Raw genomic sequence first — 19326 nt, 5'->3', positions numbered from 1 at the left:
TTCCGGTTCTGTCGATGTGATGGGATGCGCCTTTACTGACTCACCTTCTCCTGCGAGAGCTGCGGCTCAAACCAGTTTATTTTCTCCCGCAATTGTACCACGTCGCCGACCAGAATGATCGCCGGATTCGTGACATGGCTGTTTTCAGCCAGCCGCTCCTCGATGTCTTCCAGCGTGCCCGTCAGTGTCACCTGCTGCGGCAGCGTGCCCCAGGCGATGATCGCGACAGGCGTCTTCGGATCGCGTCCGTGCCGGATCAACTGCGTGCGGATCAGCGGCAGGTTGGCGACTCCCATGTAAAAGGCGACCGTATCAATGCCTGTCGCCAGAGCGCGCCACTTTTCCGTCGCCAGCTCCGGCTTGTCTTCGCGCAAATGTCCGGTCACGACGGCAAAGGACGAGCCGTGCTCGCGATGCGTCACGGGAATGCCCGCGTAGGCAGGGGCGGCGATGCCAGCCGTCACTCCCGGCACGATCTCGAACGGGATGCCGTGCTTCGCCAAATGTTCCGCTTCCTCTCCGCCGCGGCCAAACACGCACGGATCGCCGCCCTTCAGCCGCACGACAACGTTTCCCGCCAATGCCTTTTCCGCGAGCAGCTCGTTGATTTTCTCCTGCTTCAGCGTGTGGTTGTCCGGGAGCTTGCCGCAGTAGATGCGCTCGGCCTGCGCAGGCGCGTGCTCCAGCAGGGCGGAATTCGCCAGCCGGTCGTAGACGACGACATCCGCCTGCTGCAGACACTCCAGCCCTTTGACCGTGATCAGCTTGGGGTCTCCCGGACCCGCTCCGACCAGATAGACTTTTCCCGTACGGCTCATCGGTTGCTGACCCCTGCAGAAGCGAACGTCGCCATCTCCCGGACCATCCGGCTCGCCGCCTCGACGAGCGGAAAGGCGAGTGCCGCGCCGCTGCCTTCACCCAGACGCAATTGCAGATCGAGCAGCGGCTCCTTGGCGAGCGTTTTCAGCACATAAGCATGGCCCGGCTCCTGGGAGCGGTGTCCCGCGATGAGGTAATCCGCCGCTGCAGGCGCGATACGCACGGCCAAGAGAGCCGCGACGGTAGCGATGAAGCCGTCCAGCAAGACAGGCACCCTGCGCGAGGCAGCGCCGAGAATGGCCCCCGCCATCGCGCCGATCTCCAGCCCGCCGACCTTGGACAGGACGTCGAGCGGATCGGCGGCATCCGGACGATGCAGGGCGAGCGCTTCCCGTACCACTGCCTTTTTGCGCTGCCATCCTTCATCGGTAAGGCCTGTCCCCCGGCCGACGATCTCATCCGGGTCCGCCCCGGTCAATGCCGCGAGGATGGCGCTGCTCGCGGTCGTATTGCCGATGCCCACTTCCCCGACGATCAGCACTTTTGCTCCTTCGCCCACAATCTCATGGGCGGCCTCGATGCCGACCTGGATGGAACGTTCTGCTTCCTCGCGCGTCATGGCCGCTTCCCGCAGGATATTGCCGGAGCCTGCCCGGATGCGCCGCTTGCACACGCCGGGGGCGTCTACTTCTGCTGCAACGCCGACATCCACGAATTTTTGCAGAGCTCCGATCTGCCGAGCGAACACATTGATCCCCGCGCCGCCCTGCGTCAGATTGAGCAGCATCTGCGCCGTCACTTCCTGCGGATACGCGGAAACGCCTTCCCGCGCCACGCCGTGATCCGCAGCAAAGACGATGACCCCAGGCGGACTGGTTACGGGGAATGCTTCTTTCGTCATCGCAGCCAATTCCACGGCGAGCGTCTCCAAACGGCCCAGGCTTCCGAGCGGTTTCGTCAGCTGGTCGACGTGCTGCTTCGTCTGTTCTGCCGTTTCCTGATGGAGCGGTTCGATCGTGCCCAGTTGTTTTATCCAGTCTGTCATTTTGTACGCACCTCTTTTTTTGCGTATTGTCTCATTTGTTCTTCTATGACGTCCAGCTTGACATGCCGTCGCACCGTCTCTGCCAAGAGATCGTAGCCTTGCTCCCGCAAAGCGACAAAAGAAGGACGATCCGTGAGCGGCGCGAGCCCTTTTTTCCGGCGAATCGCATTCAGCAGCAGCGTGCGGAAGACGTCGTTGTGAAACAGCCCGTGAAAATACGTCCCGATCAACTGCCGCTCCTGCGAGCAGTAGCCGTCCGTGCGGTCCGCCAGCCGGATAAACGGGGCGTCGCTGTCCGCGTAATCCGATTGTCCCATGTGGATCTCGTAGCCTTCCAACTCTATCTGCTCTTGGGCAAAACAGGCGACGCCGCGCGAGAGCACCGTCGTCTTGCGCCGCTCCATCGTCGTCACCATCGGGATCAGGCCGAGCCCTGCCAACTCGCGCAAAGGCGATTCCACTCCCTCGGGATCGCGGATCGACTCGCCCAGCATCTGATAGCCGCCGCACAGCCCGACGATGTAAGTGCGGCCTGCCCGATGCAGCTCCAAAATCCGCTGCGCCAGCCCCGATTCTCGCAAAAACTGCAAGTCTTCCAGCGTGTTTTTGCTGCCGGGCAGGACGATCAGGTCCGGCTCGCCCAACTCCTCGAGGCGGGTCACAAAGCGCAGGCTACAGTCCGGCTCCACGAAGAACGGATCGACGTCCGTAAAGTTGGAAATGCGCGGGTAGCGAAGCACGGCGATGTCGATGTCGCGGCGCGTATTCGGCTGGCCGGCTGTGTCATGCGAGCCAGAGTGAAGCGACGCCCGCTGGCTTTGGTAGTTATACAGGATGAGCGAGTCCTCCGCATCGATCCACAGGTCGGGGATGAACGGCACGACCCCGAGCACCGGCTTGCCGGTGTATTGTTCAAACCAGTCCAGCCCCGGCTGCAGCAACGTGACGTCGCCGCGAAACCGGTTGATGATCACGCCGATGACGCGCTCCCGATCCTCGGGTTCGAGCAGCTGCAAAGTGCCGACCAGCGAGGCGAACACGCCGCCGCGCTCGATGTCCGCCACCAGAATGACGGGGGCGTTGGTCAGGCGCGCGACCCGCATGTTGACCAGCTCGCGGTCGTTCAGGTTGACCTCTGCCGGACTGCCTGCGCCCTCGATCACGATCCGGTCGTAGTCAGCGGAAAGGCGCGCATACGACTCCTCGATAATGCGCAGCCCTTCGTCGTAAAAGTCCGTCCGGTACGCCATCGCCCTCATGTTTCCGTACGGCTCGCCGTTTACCACAATCTGCGATTCAAAGTCCCGCGTCGGCTTGATGAGGATCGGGTTCATGTCCGCCGTGGCGAGCACACCCGCCGCCTCCGCCTGCACGCCCTGGGCGCGCCCGATCTCCTTGCCGTCCAGCGTCACGTACGAATTGAGAGCCATGTTTTGCGATTTGAACGGCGCCGTCCTGTAGCCGTCCTGGGCGAAAATGCGGCAAAAGGCCGTAGCAATGACGCTTTTCCCCGCATCCGAGCTCGTTCCCTGAATCATCAACGGAAGTGCTTTAGGCACGCGCGCACACCTCCATGCAGCGCTCGATCCAGCGGCGCACCACTTGCGGATTCGAGCCGAAATGCAGGTGCGTGTAGCCGGCGACGAGGTTGCCTTGCGCAAAGCCCTCCGGCTTCGTCCCGCGCAATCCTTTCGTTTCATAGGCAGGGGGGAGCTGCGCATCCGTCTGGTAGGTCGAGTAATGAAATTCGTGCCCTTTGGCCGCTTCCTCTGTGCCGAGCAGGAAATTGCCTTCTTTTCCGCGCACCTCGCGATAGCCCAGGGCTGCCAGTTTCTTTTGCATCGTCACTTGGCCCGGGATCATCCCGACCATCGGGTAGCTGTCGCCATTCGTCGTCACGATCGCCTCTGTCAAAAACATGAAGCCGCCGCACTCTGCCAGCGTCGGCAGCCCGCTCTGGATGGCCGTCCGAAACGATTCCAGCACGGCCTGATTTTGCGACAGCTCGGCTGCGAATTCCTCGGGGAAGCCGCCGCCGATGTACAGACCGTCCGCGTCCTTGGGCACCGGCTCCCCTGCCAGCGGCGAAAAGAAGCGCAGCCTGGCGCCGTACGCTTCCAGCAGCTCCAGGTTTTCCGGATAGTAGAAGTGGAACGCCGAGTCCCTCGCTACGGCGATGGTTACGCCCGGTGGTTCGCCAGTCACATCCCCTGCTGTACCGGTCGCGCCCGCAGCAAACAGCACCGGCTCCGCAGGCAGCTTCTCAGCCTGGGCCAGCTTCCAGACGAGCTCCAAGTCGACGGTCTGCTCGATCAAATCCGCCAGCCTGTCAAACAGCGGCGTCAACTCTCCCCGCTCTACCGACGGCACCAGGCCAAGGTGACGCTCCGGAATCTCCACTTCGTCTTCCCGCTTCAGGTAGCCGACGACGGGGATGCCGCACTCCTGCTCGATGGCGGCCTTGACGATTTTATAATGCCCTTCGCTTCCGACTTTGTTCGCGATGACCCCGACGATGCGCACGGCCGGGTTTAGCAGCTGGAAGCCTTTGACGATTGCTGCCGCGCTGCGCGCCATGCTTTGGCAGTTCACCACGAGCAGCACGGGCGAGGCGGTCAGGATGCTGATTTCCGCCGTGCTCCCTGTGTCGCTGGTCGCTTCCTTGCCATCGTACATACCCATGACGCCTTCGATGATGGAAATGTCCGCCCCCATCGAACCACGGACGAAAATTTCCTTCACGGCAGCATGCGAGAGCATGTAGCTGTCCAGATTGCGCGAGGGGCGGCCTGTGACCGCCGTATGGTACGTCGGGTCGATGTAGTCGGGCCCGCATTTGAAGCCTTGTACAATGTGTCCCTTTCGTTTCAGCGCCGCCATCAGCCCGAGAGTGACTGTCGTTTTGCCCGCCCCGCTGCCGGTTCCGGCGATGACGATGCGACGGCTGTCGCTCATGCGTGCTCCTCCCTTCGATACGGCATCAAGCCGACAGAAATGGTCGTATTCCCCGATTTTTTCTTGGTGAGCACCAGTTTGTCCACGCCTGCGTACAGCTTGGCCGCGGGCTCGCTTACTCCGTACGCCCCGGTGTATTTGTAAACGGTCTCCGACGGGTCTTCTATCTGCACCGAATTGAGCTCTTCCGGCGTGTACCAGACGAGCGGCCAGCCGTATTTTTCGCAGACGGCGATCAGTCCCGCCTCGTCCTTTTTCAGGTCGATGGTCGCCAGCGCCTTGACGCTCTTGATGGAAAATTGCAGCTCTTCCAGCGTCTCCTGGATCACCGCTTCGATCTCCTCCGCCGACGTCCCCCGGTTGCAGCCCATGCCGAGCACGATGACTTTGGGGCGGTACAGCACGCCGTTGTCCAGGATCGACTTCTCCTCCCGGGTGAGCAGCCGGTGCGTCACGACCAGCGCCGCCTGTGGCTCGTCAGCCTGTGCCTCTGCGATCGTCCCGTACTCGCGAATCGACGGCGGCATCGGTGTGTCGTGCATCCACCAGTCGCGCTCTCCGGACTCGTTGACGACGGCGACATGCTCCTCGTTGACGACGGAGGCGCTGACCGGCGTGAGCTTTTCTGCCGATTCCCACTCCCAGCCGAAGCGGCGTCCGAACAAATCGACCGGAATCGTCTTCTGCACGTCAGAGGCCGTAGTGATGATCGGACGCGCGCCCATGACAGCCGCGACCTCGCGCGACAGCTCGTTCGCCCCGCCGAGGTGTCCGGACAGCACGCTGATGACGTTTTCCCCGCGGTCATCAATGACGACAACGGCCGGATCTTTCTTTTTGTCCTCTAGGAGCGGTGCGATCATGCGCACGACCGCCCCCAGCGAAATGATGATGACCAGCCCTTTGTAGGCGGGCCAGAGGGCGGGAAAGAGCATCCGCACGCTGTTTGCGAAAAGCTGGATACCGCGCGCCTCTTCATCGCCGCGCGCAAACTTGCTCATGTAGTACAGGTCCGTGCCGGGGAACTTTTGGGCCAGGTCGCGGGCCATCTCCACGCCGTGCTTGGTGATGGCGACGATGGCGTAGTCTCCGCGCTTTTGGATTGCCGGGATTTCTCCCTCGATCAGTTCGATGACCATCAGTCTTTCACACCTTTTCTGTACCCGTGTGTGAAGGTTTTGTCATACAGTCTGGAGCGGTACTGCTCGTTTTTCTCGTGGATGTTCGGGTCGAGCGCCCAGCCCGCCAAAATCATCGCATGCTTGCGGATTCCGTTTTTGCCCATGTCTTCGTCGAGGTTTTTCAGCGTCGTGCGCAAAATGAACTGGTCCGGCCAGCTCGCCCGCTGCACGACCGCAACCGGCGTATCCTCGCTCCAGCCTGCCTCGATCAGCTCGCGCACCACTTTTTTCGTGAGGGTCGCGCTCAAATACAAGGCCAAGGTACAGTGATGCTCCGCCAGCGCCCGCAGCTTTTCCCGCTCCGGCACCGGCGTGCGCCCTTCTGCCCGGGTTAAAATCAAGGTCTGAGTCAGCTCGGGAATCGTCATCTCCGCCCCGACTGCCGCCGCCGCCGCGAAAACCGAGCTCACGCCGGGGACGATCTCCACTTCGACGCCTGCCGCTTTCAACAGAGCCATCTGCTCCATGATTGCCCCGTAGACGGACGGATCGCCTGTCTGCAGACGCACGACGGTCTTCCCTTGGCGGACGCGGTCTACCATCAGCTCGACCATTTCTTCCAATACCATGCCAGAGCTGTGCAGCACCTCCGCATCCGGATTGCCCAAAGCGACCAGCTCCTCGTTGACGAGCGAGTCCGTATAGACAATCACGTCTGCCGCCTGCAGCAGCTTCAGGCCTTTGACCGTAATCAGGTCGGGATCGCCCGGGCCTGCGCCCACGATGTACAGTTTCATGATTTTTTCACCACCATCAAGGTAAGATAGCCAAGCTCCGCGCGCTTCAGCTCCCTCACATCCGTCCAGACCATTTCCTCCGCAGAGGTCACTTTCGTCGCGACCGCCGCTTTGTCTGCGAGGTTCATTTCTTTCAAAAGGCCGATGATCATCGGCAAAACTTTCGCCACTTTCAGGAACACGACGCAATCATGTGCCTCGATCGCCCGGCGCATCGCTTCCCGATCCTCTGTCGCCGGGATGATCCCGATCTGCTCGTCGCCGTCAGCGAGCGGCAGGTTGAACCGCGAAGCCGCGCCGAGAAAAGACGAGACCCCGGGAACGGTGACGATCGGCACTTCCGGGTGCTTCTCCTGCATCAGCCGCATCATATGGATAAACGTGCTGTAAAACATCGGGTCGCCCTCGGTGACGAACGCCACGTCCTTGCCTTCTGAAAGGCGCTCCCAGACCAGCTCCACGGTGTTGTTCCATTCCCGCTCCAATATTTCCGGGTCCCGCGTCATCGGAAAGACGAGTCCGAGCATTTCTTTGCCCGCATCAGGCTTCACGTACAGCTCCGCGATCTGATGCGCGTAGCTTTTGCTGCCTATCCGCTTTTTCGGGTAGGCGATGACGGGCGATTGCTGGAGCAGGCGAAAGGCCTTTACGGTAATCAACTCAGGATCGCCGGGACCTACTCCCAGTCCGTACAAGGTTCCGATCGTAGTCACTTGCTGCTTCCCCCTTCTTCCACGGCCGCTTTGGCCCATGCGGTGATGATGTAGATCGGATTTAGCGCTTCAAAACGGGTCAGCGACAAAATCGGCTTGCTGCGCGACAGCTGCGCCAGCGTGACAGACGTCTCGAAGCCTTCGGCGGCAAGCGCCTGCGTCGCTTCGTACAGCGTCTCGATGGTGGCGGCGTTCACGACGATCCGGCCACCGGGGCGCAAACGGGTGCAGCAGATGTGCAGCAGCTCGCGAAGCTCGCCCCCGCTCCCTCCGATGAATACCGCATCCGGGTCGGGAAACTGCTCCAGACCTTGCGGCGCCCGGCCGTGCACGACAGTCAGATCCGTGCGAAACTTGGCCATATTTTGCTGGCAGTTTTCCAGGTCGTCCGCGTTTTTCTCCACCCCGTACACTTCGCCTTCCCGGGCGATCCGCGCCGCTTCGATGGCAACCGAGCCGGTGCAGGTACCGATGTCCCAGACGATGCTTTTCGCATGCAGCTGCAGCTGGGCCAGGCTCAAAATACGCACTTCTTTTTTCGTGATCAGGCCTTTGTCCGGCTTGCGCTGGGAGAACTCCTCGTCCGGGATGCCAAACGGCCAAGCCGGGCTCTCGCGGCGCTTTTTCAGGATGACGACGTTCAGATCCGAAAAGACCCCGTCCGCCATCTCCTGCAGCGAATACCAGCCTGTCTTCTCCTCCGCGCTGCCCAGATTTTCCGCCACGAAGGCGTCGTACTCCGTCATTTTGAACGAAAGCAAATAGTTTGCGATCGCGGCAGGGCTGTTTTCGGCGTCCGTCAAGAGCGCGACCTTTTCCTTGCCGTCGATTCGCTGCGCAAGGCCCTTGATGCTGCGGCCGTGTACGCTGTAGAGCGCCGCGTCCTGCCACGCCTCGCCCATCCTCGCAAAGGCGAGCTGGATGGAGCTCAGGTGCGGGTAAACTTCCACGTTCAGCTTGCGGGCGAGCAGGCCGCCGATGCCGTAAAAGAGCGGGTCTCCCGACGCGAGGATGACCGTCCTTCTCGTCTCGGCACGCAGCTCTTCCACCACGGCGGAAAGCCCGCCTTTCAGCACGCGCTTCTCACCTTTGTAATCCGGAAAAAAGGCCAGATGCCGCTCGCCGCCCACCAGCAGCTCGCTTTCTTCTATCCACGAACGGTACAACGGCAACAGGCTTTGCTGGCCGTCATCCCCGATTCCGATCACTTTCATCTGTGTCATCGATCGTCACCCTTCCCAACAGGGCCCCTTTCATCGTAATGATCATCGTCTCGATCTCCATGCCCCCGCCCACTTCCTGCAAGGCTGCGCGGCAGCAGCTCTCGCACAGCTTGGCAAAAAAGGCGGGCGTGTCTGCCATCAAATCGCCTACCTGCGCGGCTGTATTGGCTTCCCTGACCTGCGCGACCCGTTCGTCTGCCGCCCCGGCCTGCTCCGCCAATCCCGCGAGGAAGCCAAAGTCCACGGGAGCGCTTTTGGAATGCACCATCATGACGCCCTGCGCGACCTTGGAAAACTTGCCCATCATCCCGACGAGCGTCACCTTTTTCATCTGCTTGCGCTTGCACTGTTGCAAGGAAAAGCCGACGAAATCGCCCATCTCCACGAAGGCTTCCTCGGACAGCTGCGGATACATCTCCATGCCGAACAATTCGCTCTTGCCCCCGGTGGACAGGACGATGTGCTCGCATCCTGCTTGCTTGGCGACGTTGACCGCCTGCGCCACGCTCGCCTTGTAGGCAGCAGTAGAAAACGGCACCACAACTCCGCGCGTCCCCAGAATGGAGATGCCGCCGAGTATGCCGAGTCTTCCGTTCAATGTTTTTTTCGCGATTTCCTCGCCTGCCGGGACCGAGATCACGATCTTGATGCCGCGTTTGATCTCGTACTGGTCGAGCACGGCCTGGGCCGCTTCCCGGATCATTTTGCGCGGGACGGGATTGATCGCCGCCTCGCCGATGGGCACAGGCAGGCCCGGCTTGGTCACACGGCCTACGCCGACTCCGCCGTCCAGCACGATGCCCGGCTCATCCCGCCATTCCACCGTGCTCACGATCAAGGCGCCGTGCGTCGCATCCGGGTCGTCGCCGCCGTCCTTGATCGTTGCGGTCGTCGCCTGTTTCTCATTGAATTCGCAGCTCTCCAGCTGAAACGTCACCTCATCGCCGATTGGCAGGCGAATCGTCACTTCCCGCTGCGGCTCCTGGGTGATCAGCGCGAGCAAAGCAGCCTTCGTCGCCGCCGTTGCGCAGGAACCGGTTGTATAGCCGTGGCGGAGGGGTTTCGCTTCTTTTTCGTCTGCTTTCGCCGCCATCGGTTATCCCAGCTTTTCCGCCATGATGGAGATCGCGTTCAGAGCCGCCACCGTCACCGTACTGCCGCCCTTGCGCCCGATGTTGGTGATAAACGGAACGTCCAGCTTGGCCAGTTCTTCCTTGGACTCCGCCGCTGACACGAAGCCGACCGGCATTCCGATGATAAGACCCGGCTTCGCTTCGCCTTCCTTGACGAGGCGGATCAGCTCGAGCAGGGCTGTCGGCGCGTTACCGATGCAGTAAATGCCGCCTTCTGCTTCCTTGACCGCCTTGCGCATGGAGATGATGGCGCGGGTCGTATTCAGCCGCTTCGCCTCTTCCATGACGTCGCGGTCGGAGATGTACACCTTTACTTCTCCGCCGTATTTTTCGATCCGGTTTTTGCTGATGCCGACCTGCACCATCTGCACGTCCGCCACGACTTTTTTGCCGCTTCGGATCGCCGCGATCCCCGCTGCGATCGCATCCTTGTGGAATACCAGGCTGCGGCCCAGCTCAAAGTCCGCCGAAGCGTGGATGACGCGCTGCACGACCGGGAACTGTTCCGGGGTAAACGGGTGCTCGCCCAACTCGTCGGCGATGATCTGAAAGCTCATGTCCTCGATTTCTTGCGGTTGCACCGTCATCGGTTTGAATTCGGTACGGAAGTCCATATTCAGTTTCCTCCTTGGCTCAATTGGTTCAGCACGCTGTCGTAATCGGAAAACTTGGTGCCGTAATCGATCTGCGGACGGCCGATGACGATCGTCTCGATGCCCATTTCCAGGGCGGCCTCCACTTTTTCGTCAAACGCGCCGACCTTGCCGCTCTCCTTGGTAATCATCAGCGTCACGCCGTAATGGGCGTAGAGCGCCTTGTTCAGCTCCTTGGAAAACGGCCCTTGCATCGCTACGATGTTTTTTTGCTCCAGTCCGAGCTCTTCGCACTTTTGCATGTTGTCGAGGCGCGGCAGCATGCGCGCGACGAGCGTTGTATCTGGAAGACCAAGGAGACGGTCAGTGAAAATTTTCAGCGTCTTGCTCCCCGTCGTCAGCATGATCACGCCGCGTTTGTCAGCCGCCAGCTCTGCCGCCTGCACGTAGTCGTCCACGACGATCAGCTTGTCACTGCCAGGCGCAGCAATGCTTTCGCGCTCGTAGCGGATGTAAGGAACACCTGCCGCCTTGCTGGCTGCCATCGCGTTTTTCGAGGCTTCCTCTGCGAACGGATGGCTGGCATCCACCACCGTTGTAACCCCTTTGTCTGCGATCAGCTGCCGAATGTCGTCTGCCGTCAGCCGGCCGACCTGTACGGGAACACCCGCTTCCTCCATGCTTTTGGCGGCGCTGTCCGTGACGACCGTTGTCAAAAGCTCGTAGCCTGCCCGCTGGATCAATAGCGCCAGCTCCCGGGCGTCGCTCGTTCCTGCCAATACGAGAATCATCTGGCGTCCCTCCTACCTGGTCACGTGGTCGTGTTTGCGATCATGGTCGTGGCTGTGATCGTGTCCGTGGCTGTGGTCGTGACTGTGATCGTGGTTATGATCATGACTGTGATGATGGTGATGGTGGTGCCCATGTCCGTGCCCATCGTCGTGGTGGTGATGATGGTGGTGGTCGATGTGCTCCATCGCCGCCAGCCTGTACTGACACGTGTCGCAATTGAGCTTGACTTCGCCGTGCAAGGCTTCCTCCACGCGGTCCTTCAGCACGTCCTTGAGCAGCGGGTGGAACCCGAAATATTCAGCCATCGTGAACTGTGCCTCGGGATACTTCGCCCGGAACTGCTCCAGCTGGTCGCTCATCCGCTTGATCAGCACGCCGGTGAACAGGAAATACGGCAGCACCACGACGTGGCGGGCGCCGAGCTTCAGGCAGCGCTCGATCCCTTCTTCATACAGCGGGTAGGTAACACCCATGAAAGCCGTCTCGACCCACTTTGCCTTGAAACGCTCCCAGAACAGGCGGGACATTTTGTAAATATCGCTGTTGGCGTCCGCATCGCTGCTGCCCCGACCGATGACCAGCACAGCCAGATCGTCATGCGCTTCGCCGGACGTAAACCCCGCCTCGTTCATCCGCGTCGTCAGGATGTTGATGACCTCGTCGTGAATGCCGATCGGGCGGCCATAGATGAACTGCACGTGCGGGTGCAGCTCCCTCGCCTCGTCAATCGCCGCCGGGATGTGGATTTTCGCATGTCCCGCCGAGAACAGGATAATCGGAATGACAGCTACCCGTGTCGCCCCCCGCTTTACGCACGTATTCAGTCCTTGCAGCATGTCGGGGCGCTCGAACTCGAGAAAGCACGTCTCGATGATCGGCACGTCCAGCTCCGGTTCGAGCATCGCCACAAACTGCCTGATTTCTTCATTCCCGTCCGGGTCCTTGCTGCCGTGGCCGACGAAAAGTACCGCGTCCATTGAATCTCCTCCTTGAGTGGTTGCTGTTGTCAAGGCTTTGCACGGCGCACCGGCCAGCCCTGCTCCATCCGTTCGCACGAGCTGCCGTGCGCTAGTCTCCGCACGCCGCGCTCTCGATCTCTGCCTTCGCCGGCTCCCGCCATGCGTAGCCTTCCAGCTCGCCGACCCGCTGGAAAAACTTGTGGAAGCGTTCATTGGGAAACGCCTCCTGCTTGAACCGCGTCACGATGCGCTCGACCAGGGGCACGATCTCTTCCTTCGGGATGCCTTCCGCGACCGGGATGCCTGCATGCGCGTTGCGTCCCACCGTTTTCGCTCCCAGGAACAGGTCGAACTTCCCTTTGCGAAACACGATGCCGATATCTTCCTTGACTGCCCCGTAGCAAGCCATGCCGCAGCCGTTGAAGCCGATTTTCAGTTCCTTGGGCATTTCCTTGCCGCCGAGCTTCTGGTACAGCTCCTCCGCGTACGGAATGCCGTCCTTTTTCTCGCCGTCGCAAAAATCGCAGGCCTTGACCTGTACAACATCTCCGATCGGGGAGAGGATAAGTCCGAGCTGGCGCAGCCGAGCCGTGATGCCCTCCGGATTGGCCGTCGGCACACGCAGGATGATCTGATGGTGCGGCGTGTATTCCAGCTCGCCTTTTTCCCCCGCAGCCTCGGCGAGAGCGAGCATTTGCTGCGGCGTAATCTTCTTGTTGGCGACGCCCGGACTGACCGCGCACTCGAAAATCATTTCCGGCGCGAAGGAAGCGGCCGTGCGCGCGCCGATTGAGGCGGCAGGCTGCGTCTCGATTCCCTTGGCCTCGTTGGCAATGGCCAAGGCCTGCATCGCCCAGTCGAGCGGCGACCGCTCCGCCTGTCTTGCGGGCGGCGCTTCGAGGACAGCCGTCGCGGCTTGGGCGGCAGCGGCACCGGTATCATGCGTTGCTGCCCTGGTGTCAAGCGACAGCGAGCCGTCCAGATGGTCTGCGCGACGGGACGGAGCTGCGGCGATCGAGCCCGCCCCTTCCTTCTGCCCCTCGCTTGCCGCCTCCAGCGACCACGGCTCATTTTCCACGCGCAGGCGCTGATGCGGCTTGAGCGGCTGCTCATCTGCCGTCAAGGTGTACTTGCGCTGGTAGCCGCGCGGCGTGATCATTTTGCCGTCGTAGACAAAAGTAGACGAATTGCCGACGATCACCGTCGTCAGCATGCCGATGTCGTGCTCGAGCATCTGCGCCAATGTCGTGACGACGACGTGCTCCCGCTCGCGGAAAGCGCTTTTCACGATCCCGACCGGCGTATCCGGCGAGCGGTATTGCAAGAGAATGAGCTGCGCCTCCACGATCTGGCGCGTGCGGCGTCCGCTGCGCGGGTTGTACAGAGCGATGACGAAGTCCGCCATCGCTGCTGCATCGATCCGTCTGGCGATCAGCTCCCACGGCGTCAGGTGGTCGCTCAAGCTGATCGTGCAAGCATCGTGCATGATCGGCGCACCAAGGAGCGCACCACAGGAGTTGATTGCAGAAATGCCCGGCACGATCTCGACCGGAACGCCTGTCGCCTCCGTCCAGCCCTTTTCCACCAGCACCTCGTAGACAAGTCCGGCCATGCCGTACACACCTGCGTCGCCGCTGGAGATCACGGCTACCTTTTTCCCTTCCTCCTCGGCCTGGCGCACGGCTTCCCGCGCGCGCGACACTTCCTCTGTCATCCCCGTGCTGACGATTTCCTGATCGGTCAACAGCTCGCGGATCAGATCCACGTAGGTCGAGTAGCCAATGATGACATCGCTCTCCTGAATCGCTTCCCGCGCCCGTTTGGTGATGTGCTCGAAACTTCCCGGGCCAAACCCGATCACAAACAACTTGCCGCTCATACGGCCCCTCCTCTCCACTGGCAAGTGCTCCCCTGTGCCAGTGTCCCTATTTCAACAGACTCCCCGCCGCCTTAGCGAAGCAGGCTGACAATCGCCAGACAAGCGACGAGACATAAAAGCGAGACCGCGTACATCAGCCGCACCGTCGAGCGGATGTCGCCCGCGTGCAGCGGCCTGCGCGCATCGCCCATTCTGGCGCGATCCGACGGAACTCCTTGGTAAAAATTGAGACCGCCGAGCTGCACACCGAGCGCTCCCGCCACTGCCGCTTCCGGCAAGCCGCTGTTCGGACTCGGATGCAAATGCGCGTCCCGGCGAATGATCTTCCAGCACTGCCGCCAGTCCAACCGCTGCAGCAAGCTGGCGACGACGAGTAGCAGCGCGGTAAGGCGGGCAGGAATGTAGTTCAACACGTCGTCGAAGCGGGCGGACGCCCAGCCCAGATTGGCGTATTTCGCGTTTTTGTAGCCAACCATCGAGTCCAGCGTGTTGGCGGCACGATACGCCATCGCCAGAGGCGCCCCGCCGATCGCCGCGTAGATGAGCGGCGAGACGATCGCGTCCACGATGTTTTCCGCCACCGTCTCTACCGCTCCCCGGCAAATTTCCGATTCGTCCAAATGTTCCGTATCCCGGCCCACGACCATGGACAGGGAGCGTCTCGCCTCTGACAAATCGCCTTTTGTCAGAGGCCCGGCGATCTGCAGGCCCGCATCTGCCAGGCCTTTCGTCGCAATCGTCGTAGAAATCAGCCAGGCGCTCACCAGCCAGGCGAGCACGGGATGCACCCGTGCAGCCGCCCACACAATCAGCCAGACAACCGCGTAGCTCCCCGTGACGATCAGGAGCGGAAACAGGAGACCCGCCATTTTCAAATGCTCCTCGCGCTTGAACACGCCGCGGATGACCCGCTCCAGCCGGGAAATCCACCAGCCGATGATGACGACGGGATGGGGCAGGCTGCGAGGGTCACCCACCACCCGGTCAATCAGGTAGGCTGCCGTCAGTATCATTGCCTCTATCATCGTGCTCCTCCATCATGGTCTTCACTTCCGCAGATGGCACTGTCCAGCGCTGGCCGTCCCATTCCACGAGCAGCGCCTCGCCGGGCAAAAGGCCGGCTGTCTGCCAGTAGCGCTCCGGGTCTTGCGCAAGCCACGCTGCCTGGAACCAGCGGATGACCCCGCCGTGCGTGACGACAGCGATCAGTTCGGGAAAAGCCTCGTCTACGGCGCCGCATCCCAACCGAGCAGCGCCATGCCTGTTCCGTAGCGCAGTCAGCTCCGCCAGCACGCCCCGCAGCCACGAACCGACCCGTTCGCCCAGCTGCCGCAGGCTCTCGCCGTTTGGCGGAGCGCAGTCGAGCGGATCGTCGTACCAGCGGGCAGCCCGCTTCGCATCGTGCGCCATCAATTGTTCGTATGTAAAAAGCTCCCAGTCGCCAAAAGACAGCTCGCGCAGGGCCGACACCGTCGCAATTTGGACGCCCCACGCCTGCGCCAGCGGCTGGGCCGTCTGCACGCATCGGCACAGGTCGCTGGAGTAAATCCGCACAGCCCCATCCTTCGCAGATGCCCACCGTTTCGCCAGTTCCTTTGCTGCAAACTGCCCCCGCTCGTTCAAAGGTACGTCGCTGTGTCCCACATACCGCTTCTGCCGGTTCATATCCGTCTCGCCGTGGCGAATCCAAAGCCACTTCATCCCCACCAGCTCCCTGCCAGGACGAGCAGCATAACCGCCTCGCCGCTCTCGATGACCGCGCCATAGCAGTCGCCGTTCAAGCCGCCCAGCTTGCCTGCAATCGTGCGCGAAAACCAGAGGGCAAACAGCAGCGATACCCCAATCGCCGTCACGGCTGCCCAACCGCCGAGCAGCCAGCCCGCAGCCGTCAGCACGATGTAGCCCAGCCAGATGGAAGCAGGGGACAGCCCTTCGCGAATGCCCTTGCCGATGCCTTTTTCCGCCGACAAATACGGCCAGAACCAGATGGACAATAAGACATGCGTGCGGGCCGCAAACGGGGCGAGCAGCAGCAGCGTCCATTCCGCGCGGGACAACTCCGCCAGCGCTGCCGCTTTGAGCAGCAGCAGCAGCACCGCCGCCAGGACGCCCATCGCGCCGACCCGGCTGTCTTTCATGATTTGCAGCACTTGCTCGCGCGGTCGGCTGCTGCCCAGCCCATCGGCCAGATCCATCCAGCCGTCCAGATGCAGTCCACCCGTGGTGTACACCCACGCCGCGAGCGTCAATACGGCGGCTACCAGCGGCCCAAACAGCCAGAGCGCCGCCTGATGTACGCCGCACAGCACCAGCCCGATCACGATCCCGACAACCGGATACGCATTGACACTCTGTTTCCACGCCTTCTCGGAGGGCGTAAGCCACGGAACCGGAATTCTCGTAAAAAATGCAATGGCATGCCACAGCGCGTTCATCCTTTGATCCTCCACGGAATGCCCGCCATGACCGCGTAGACCGTCTCGGCTTGCCGCGCCGCCAGCTGGTTGACATCCCCCAGCACGTCAGCGAACCAGCGGCCCAGCCGGTTCATTGCCACGCCGCCGAGACCGACCTCGCTGGTCACGGCGATAACCGTCTGGCTCTCGCCGCGCTTCGCCACAGCAGCGAGCCACTCCTTTGCCTCGCGCAGCACGTCCCGCGAGATCGCTTCGCTGCGCCACTGCTCCTCGGGCACGCTCATCAGCCGATTGCTCACCCATGTCGACAGACAATCGACGAGCACGACTTCATAGTTCGCGGACGCTTCCAGCGATTCCGCCAGCCGCCCGCCCGCTTCCAGGCAGCCCCAGCTTGCAGGCCTGCGAGCTTTGTGCCGAGCGATGCGCAGAGACATTTCTTCATCCCACGCTTCTCCCGTAGCCACGTAGATCACCGATTCGCTCGTCCGCTCCGCCAGCTCTTCCGCGAAGCGGCTCTTGCCGGAACGGACACCTCCCGTCACCAGAATGACACTCACTCGGCCCACCTCCCCTCGCGCCAGACGTCACGCAAGGCCGCCGTCAGCCGCTCGTTGTCTGAGCGTCCGCGCACCGCGATCCGCACATCATGGACAGTCAGCCCCGGATACATGGCGCAGCTCCGGACGAGGATGCCTTTTTTGCCAAGCATCGCCTGCAGCTGTTCTGCTGTCCTGTCCGCCGGCGTGCGCAGCAGCAAGAAGTTCGCCTCGCCCGGCCACACCCGCCAGCCCAGCTCGCTGCGAATAAATCCGGCGAGGTATTCCCGCTCGCGAGCGATCAGCGCCCGCGTCTGCCGCTCATACGCCTGCTCCGCGAGGCACAGCTCTCCTGCCCGCAGCGCCAGCGCATTGACGCTCCAGCTCACCTGTTTGGCGCGCATCCGCCCGATCACCTCGGGCTGGGCGATGGCATAGCCGAGCCGCAACCCGGGAATGGCGTACATCTTGGTCATCGAGCGCATGAGAATGACGCGGGGATAGCGCTCCAGATTGCTCGCCAGCGTAAACTGCCGCTCCTCCTGCACGAAGTCGAGAAAGGCTTCGTCCACGACCAGCCACGTCTTCGTCTCTTGCGCCCAGTCCGCCATTTGCCGCAGCTCCTGCGGCGTGTACAGAATGCCTGTCGGATTGTTCGGCGAGCCGACGAAGACGAGATCGCTCGCTTCAAACAGACGGTACAGCTCATCTGTGTCCGGCTTGAAGCCCAGCTCCTCCCGACCGCAGCAGCCGATGACCTGGGCGCCGAACTGCCGGGCCAGCTGGGCGTATTCGGAAAAGCACGGGTACACCACGCCGACCGTCTGCGGCGCGAGGCCGAGAATCGCCAGCGCCATCGCCTCCGCCGCCCCGTTCGCGGGCAAAAGCCACGCTTCCGGCAATTCCAGACGTGCGGCCAAAGCCTGACGGAACTGCCGATGACCGGGGTCCGGGTATCGCGTGACCTCCGCCAGCGAGGCGAGCAGCATTTCCCGGACGCTTGGCGGCAGCCCGAGCGGATTGATGTTCGCGCTGTAGTCGAGAAAGTCGCCCGGGGCCACGCCGAACCGCTGCGCCGCCGTCCACAGGTCGCCGCCATGCCCGTACGTCTCCAGCACGCCCATCAAAATTCGACCCCCAGCACGGCGGGAATGCCTTCGTCGTAGTAGTGCTTGATTGGCTTCATCTCCGTCACCAGGTCCGCCATCTCGATGATTTCCTGGCGCGCGCTGCGTCCCGTGATGACGAGATGGATATGCTTCGGCCGGCTTTTGATCGTCTCCAGCACATCCGCGAGCGGCAGCACGTCGTCAATGGGAAAGCTGTCGATGGCCAAAGCGTTGTTCAGTTCGTCGAAAATGACGACATCGTAGGCGCCGCCGAGCAGCCGCTCCTTCGCGTACCTCCACGCCTCCTGCAAGGCTGCGCGATGCTCCTCGGGCGTCTTCGTCCACGTAAAGCCGCTCCCTTTCTGCACGATCTCGATTCCGATCTTGTCAAAGACGATCTTCTCCCCGTACGTCCGCTCCGGCGACTTGATGAACTGCACCACCAACACCTTTTTGCCCCGCCCGGTCGCGCGAACCGCCAGCCCGAGCGCTGCCGTCGTCTTTCCTTTACCGTCGCCTGTATACACCAACAGCAGTCCGCGTTTTGCCTCTTGTTTTGTCATTGGGAATCCTCCAAAAAAGTTGATGGGACTGCTTCATGCAAATAAAAACGCCTTGTTCTCCTTCTTTTACGAAAAAAGGAAAGCAAAGCGCGGATGGCAGCATGCAACAATCCTCACCTCTTCCTTTGACCCGAAGGAAATCAGTGCACACACAAAACAGGCAGGTCTCCTGGCTCGAGCGTCATCACCCTTCTTCTCCTTCCCGCTCCCGATTGGGCAGTGGATGGCTTGCGCCGTGAAGATGGGCTCCTCTCATACAGTGGCGGGACCGCGTTGGCTTTTCACCAAACTTCCCTTTTAACCTTGCCTTCCGCAAACGACATTCACAGAAGCAAGGACCTGTTTGTACGATACATATTCATCTGTCGCGTCCGTCTATGACAGGCACTTGTTTTAATAATAGCAAATGACGGTCGGGATTCAAGCAAAAGCTGGGGAAAAGGTGCTTGCCGTCTGGGCGGCTACTGCTGCTTTTACGAACAGAATGCCGATTACGAGTGCCCCGCGAGCGGTCCACAGCTTGCAGCGGCGCTCGTATGGCGCGTCTGCTCTCTCCTTCTGGCAAGCAATATACTTCTTGCAGAAAATTAACTATAATTTCAGTTAACGAAAAACTGGTTTGCCGCTGCCATTTTCTGAAGTCAAACCTGGCAAAATCAGCAAGGAAGT

The 19326-nt window shown here is 61.4% G+C and carries 19 protein-coding genes and 1 riboswitch; all 19 genes read right to left on the bottom strand.

From position 1 onward, the window contains the following. Positions 1–32 precede the first annotated feature (32 nt). Positions 33–818, bottom strand: a complete 786-nt coding sequence (gene cobA / locus ACFSO0_RS03180) for a uroporphyrinogen-III C-methyltransferase (RefSeq protein ID WP_376876194.1) — start codon at positions 816–818, stop codon at positions 33–35. Further along, positions 815–1864, bottom strand: a complete 1050-nt coding sequence (gene cobT, locus ACFSO0_RS03175; RefSeq protein WP_376876192.1) for a nicotinate-nucleotide--dimethylbenzimidazole phosphoribosyltransferase — start codon at positions 1862–1864, stop codon at positions 815–817. The genes cobA and cobT overlap by 4 nt, the downstream gene beginning before the upstream one ends. Continuing rightward, positions 1861–3423, bottom strand: coding sequence for a cobyric acid synthase (locus ACFSO0_RS03170; RefSeq protein ID WP_376876189.1), 1563 nt, complete (start codon positions 3421–3423; stop codon positions 1861–1863). Before ACFSO0_RS03170 ends, cobT begins: the two co-directional genes overlap by 4 nt. Beyond that, positions 3416–4819: a cobyrinic acid a,c-diamide synthase CobB gene (locus tag ACFSO0_RS03165; RefSeq protein ID WP_376876186.1), complete on the bottom strand. Its 1404-nt coding sequence runs from the start codon at positions 4817–4819 to the stop codon at positions 3416–3418. The genes ACFSO0_RS03170 and ACFSO0_RS03165 overlap by 8 nt, the downstream gene beginning before the upstream one ends. Continuing rightward, a complete protein-coding gene (locus ACFSO0_RS03160; protein WP_376876183.1) occupies positions 4816–5958 on the bottom strand; it encodes a cobalt-precorrin 5A hydrolase in 1143 nt (380 codons plus the stop codon). The genes ACFSO0_RS03165 and ACFSO0_RS03160 overlap by 4 nt, the downstream gene beginning before the upstream one ends. Next, entirely contained in the window at positions 5958–6737 is a 780-nt protein-coding gene (gene cobM / locus ACFSO0_RS03155; RefSeq protein ID WP_376876180.1) for a precorrin-4 C(11)-methyltransferase, read from the bottom strand. Before cobM ends, ACFSO0_RS03160 begins: the two co-directional genes overlap by 1 nt. Further along, positions 6734–7450 (bottom strand): precorrin-2 C(20)-methyltransferase, encoded by a 717-nt coding sequence (cobI, locus tag ACFSO0_RS03150; RefSeq protein ID WP_376876177.1) that lies wholly within the window; start codon positions 7448–7450, stop codon positions 6734–6736. The genes cobM and cobI overlap by 4 nt, the downstream gene beginning before the upstream one ends. Beyond that, positions 7447–8673, bottom strand: a complete 1227-nt coding sequence (gene cbiE, locus ACFSO0_RS03145) for a precorrin-6y C5,15-methyltransferase (decarboxylating) subunit CbiE (RefSeq protein ID WP_376876174.1) — start codon at positions 8671–8673, stop codon at positions 7447–7449. The genes cobI and cbiE overlap by 4 nt, the downstream gene beginning before the upstream one ends. Next, entirely contained in the window at positions 8639–9766 is a 1128-nt protein-coding gene (locus ACFSO0_RS03140; RefSeq protein ID WP_376876171.1) for a cobalt-precorrin-5B (C(1))-methyltransferase, read from the bottom strand. Before ACFSO0_RS03140 ends, cbiE begins: the two co-directional genes overlap by 35 nt. A gap of 3 nt (positions 9767–9769) precedes the next feature. Beyond that, positions 9770–10420 carry a precorrin-8X methylmutase gene (locus ACFSO0_RS03135; RefSeq protein WP_376876168.1) on the bottom strand — a complete coding sequence of 217 codons (651 nt, stop codon included), beginning with the start codon at positions 10418–10420 and terminating at the stop codon, positions 9770–9772. 2 nt (positions 10421–10422) lie between these two features. After that, positions 10423–11190, bottom strand: coding sequence for a precorrin-6A reductase (gene cobK / locus ACFSO0_RS03130; protein ID WP_376876165.1), 768 nt, complete (start codon positions 11188–11190; stop codon positions 10423–10425). A 12-nt stretch (positions 11191–11202) separates the two neighbouring features. Beyond that, the gene (locus ACFSO0_RS03125) at positions 11203–12168 is read right to left on the bottom strand and encodes a sirohydrochlorin chelatase (RefSeq protein ID WP_376876162.1); all 966 of its coding nucleotides are present in this window, start codon (positions 12166–12168) and stop codon (positions 11203–11205) included. Positions 12169–12259: 91 nt separating this feature from the next. After that, positions 12260–14029: a precorrin-3B C(17)-methyltransferase gene (gene cobJ, locus ACFSO0_RS03120; RefSeq protein ID WP_376876159.1), complete on the bottom strand. Its 1770-nt coding sequence runs from the start codon at positions 14027–14029 to the stop codon at positions 12260–12262. A gap of 71 nt (positions 14030–14100) precedes the next feature. Next, positions 14101–15054, bottom strand: a complete 954-nt coding sequence (gene cbiB, locus ACFSO0_RS03115) for an adenosylcobinamide-phosphate synthase CbiB (protein ID WP_376876156.1) — start codon at positions 15052–15054, stop codon at positions 14101–14103. Beyond that, a complete protein-coding gene (locus ACFSO0_RS03110; protein ID WP_376876153.1) occupies positions 15014–15730 on the bottom strand; it encodes a histidine phosphatase family protein in 717 nt (238 codons plus the stop codon). The genes cbiB and ACFSO0_RS03110 overlap by 41 nt, the downstream gene beginning before the upstream one ends. Further along, positions 15727–16464 carry an adenosylcobinamide-GDP ribazoletransferase gene (gene cobS, locus ACFSO0_RS03105; protein WP_376876150.1) on the bottom strand — a complete coding sequence of 246 codons (738 nt, stop codon included), beginning with the start codon at positions 16462–16464 and terminating at the stop codon, positions 15727–15729. Before cobS ends, ACFSO0_RS03110 begins: the two co-directional genes overlap by 4 nt. Beyond that, on the bottom strand, positions 16461–17006 hold the full coding sequence (gene cobU / locus ACFSO0_RS03100) for a bifunctional adenosylcobinamide kinase/adenosylcobinamide-phosphate guanylyltransferase (protein ID WP_376876147.1): 546 nt from the start codon (positions 17004–17006) through the stop codon (positions 16461–16463). Before cobU ends, cobS begins: the two co-directional genes overlap by 4 nt. Next, positions 17003–18109 carry a threonine-phosphate decarboxylase CobD gene (gene cobD, locus ACFSO0_RS03095; protein WP_376876316.1) on the bottom strand — a complete coding sequence of 369 codons (1107 nt, stop codon included), beginning with the start codon at positions 18107–18109 and terminating at the stop codon, positions 17003–17005. The genes cobU and cobD overlap by 4 nt, the downstream gene beginning before the upstream one ends. Beyond that, positions 18109–18657, bottom strand: a complete 549-nt coding sequence (gene cobO, locus ACFSO0_RS03090) for a cob(I)yrinic acid a,c-diamide adenosyltransferase (protein WP_376876144.1) — start codon at positions 18655–18657, stop codon at positions 18109–18111. The genes cobD and cobO overlap by 1 nt, the downstream gene beginning before the upstream one ends. Positions 18658–18799: 142 nt before the next feature. Then, a riboswitch (cobalamin riboswitch) is annotated at positions 18800–19014 on the bottom strand. Between the last annotated feature and the right edge of the window lie 312 nt (positions 19015–19326).

Origin of the sequence: Brevibacillus sp. GCM10020057 (assembly GCF_042683565.1) — a bacterium.
Lineage (GTDB): Bacteria > Bacillota > Bacilli > Brevibacillales > Brevibacillaceae > Brevibacillus.
This window is presented reverse-complemented; position numbering and strand designations above follow the sequence as displayed.

What these genes read in the sequence shown, in the direction of transcription:
- cobO (WP_376876144.1), bottom strand. Translation starts at nt 18,657, where the DNA reads ATGACAAAACAAGAGGCAAAACGCGGACTGCTGTTGGTGTATACAGGC.
- cobD (WP_376876316.1), bottom strand. Translation starts at nt 18,109, where the DNA reads ATGGGCGTGCTGGAGACGTACGGGCATGGCGGCGACCTGTGGACGGCG.
- ACFSO0_RS03160 (WP_376876183.1), bottom strand. Translation starts at nt 5,958, where the DNA reads ATGGTCATCGAACTGATCGAGGGAGAAATCCCGGCAATCCAAAAGCGC.
- cobM (WP_376876180.1), bottom strand. Translation starts at nt 6,737, where the DNA reads ATGAAACTGTACATCGTGGGCGCAGGCCCGGGCGATCCCGACCTGATT.
- ACFSO0_RS03135 (WP_376876168.1), bottom strand. Translation starts at nt 10,420, where the DNA reads ATGGACTTCCGTACCGAATTCAAACCGATGACGGTGCAACCGCAAGAA.
- cobK (WP_376876165.1), bottom strand. Translation starts at nt 11,190, where the DNA reads ATGATTCTCGTATTGGCAGGAACGAGCGACGCCCGGGAGCTGGCGCTA.
- cbiB (WP_376876156.1), bottom strand. Translation starts at nt 15,054, where the DNA reads ATGATAGAGGCAATGATACTGACGGCAGCCTACCTGATTGACCGGGTG.
- ACFSO0_RS03140 (WP_376876171.1), bottom strand. Translation starts at nt 9,766, where the DNA reads ATGGCGGCGAAAGCAGACGAAAAAGAAGCGAAACCCCTCCGCCACGGC.
- ACFSO0_RS03125 (WP_376876162.1), bottom strand. Translation starts at nt 12,168, where the DNA reads ATGGACGCGGTACTTTTCGTCGGCCACGGCAGCAAGGACCCGGACGGG.
- cobA (WP_376876194.1), bottom strand. Translation starts at nt 818, where the DNA reads ATGAGCCGTACGGGAAAAGTCTATCTGGTCGGAGCGGGTCCGGGAGAC.
- cobS (WP_376876150.1), bottom strand. Translation starts at nt 16,464, where the DNA reads ATGAACGCGCTGTGGCATGCCATTGCATTTTTTACGAGAATTCCGGTT.
- cobJ (WP_376876159.1), bottom strand. Translation starts at nt 14,029, where the DNA reads ATGAGCGGCAAGTTGTTTGTGATCGGGTTTGGCCCGGGAAGTTTCGAG.
- cobT (WP_376876192.1), bottom strand. Translation starts at nt 1,864, where the DNA reads ATGACAGACTGGATAAAACAACTGGGCACGATCGAACCGCTCCATCAG.
- ACFSO0_RS03165 (WP_376876186.1), bottom strand. Translation starts at nt 4,819, where the DNA reads ATGAGCGACAGCCGTCGCATCGTCATCGCCGGAACCGGCAGCGGGGCG.
- cbiE (WP_376876174.1), bottom strand. Translation starts at nt 8,673, where the DNA reads ATGACACAGATGAAAGTGATCGGAATCGGGGATGACGGCCAGCAAAGC.
- ACFSO0_RS03110 (WP_376876153.1), bottom strand. Translation starts at nt 15,730, where the DNA reads ATGAAGTGGCTTTGGATTCGCCACGGCGAGACGGATATGAACCGGCAG.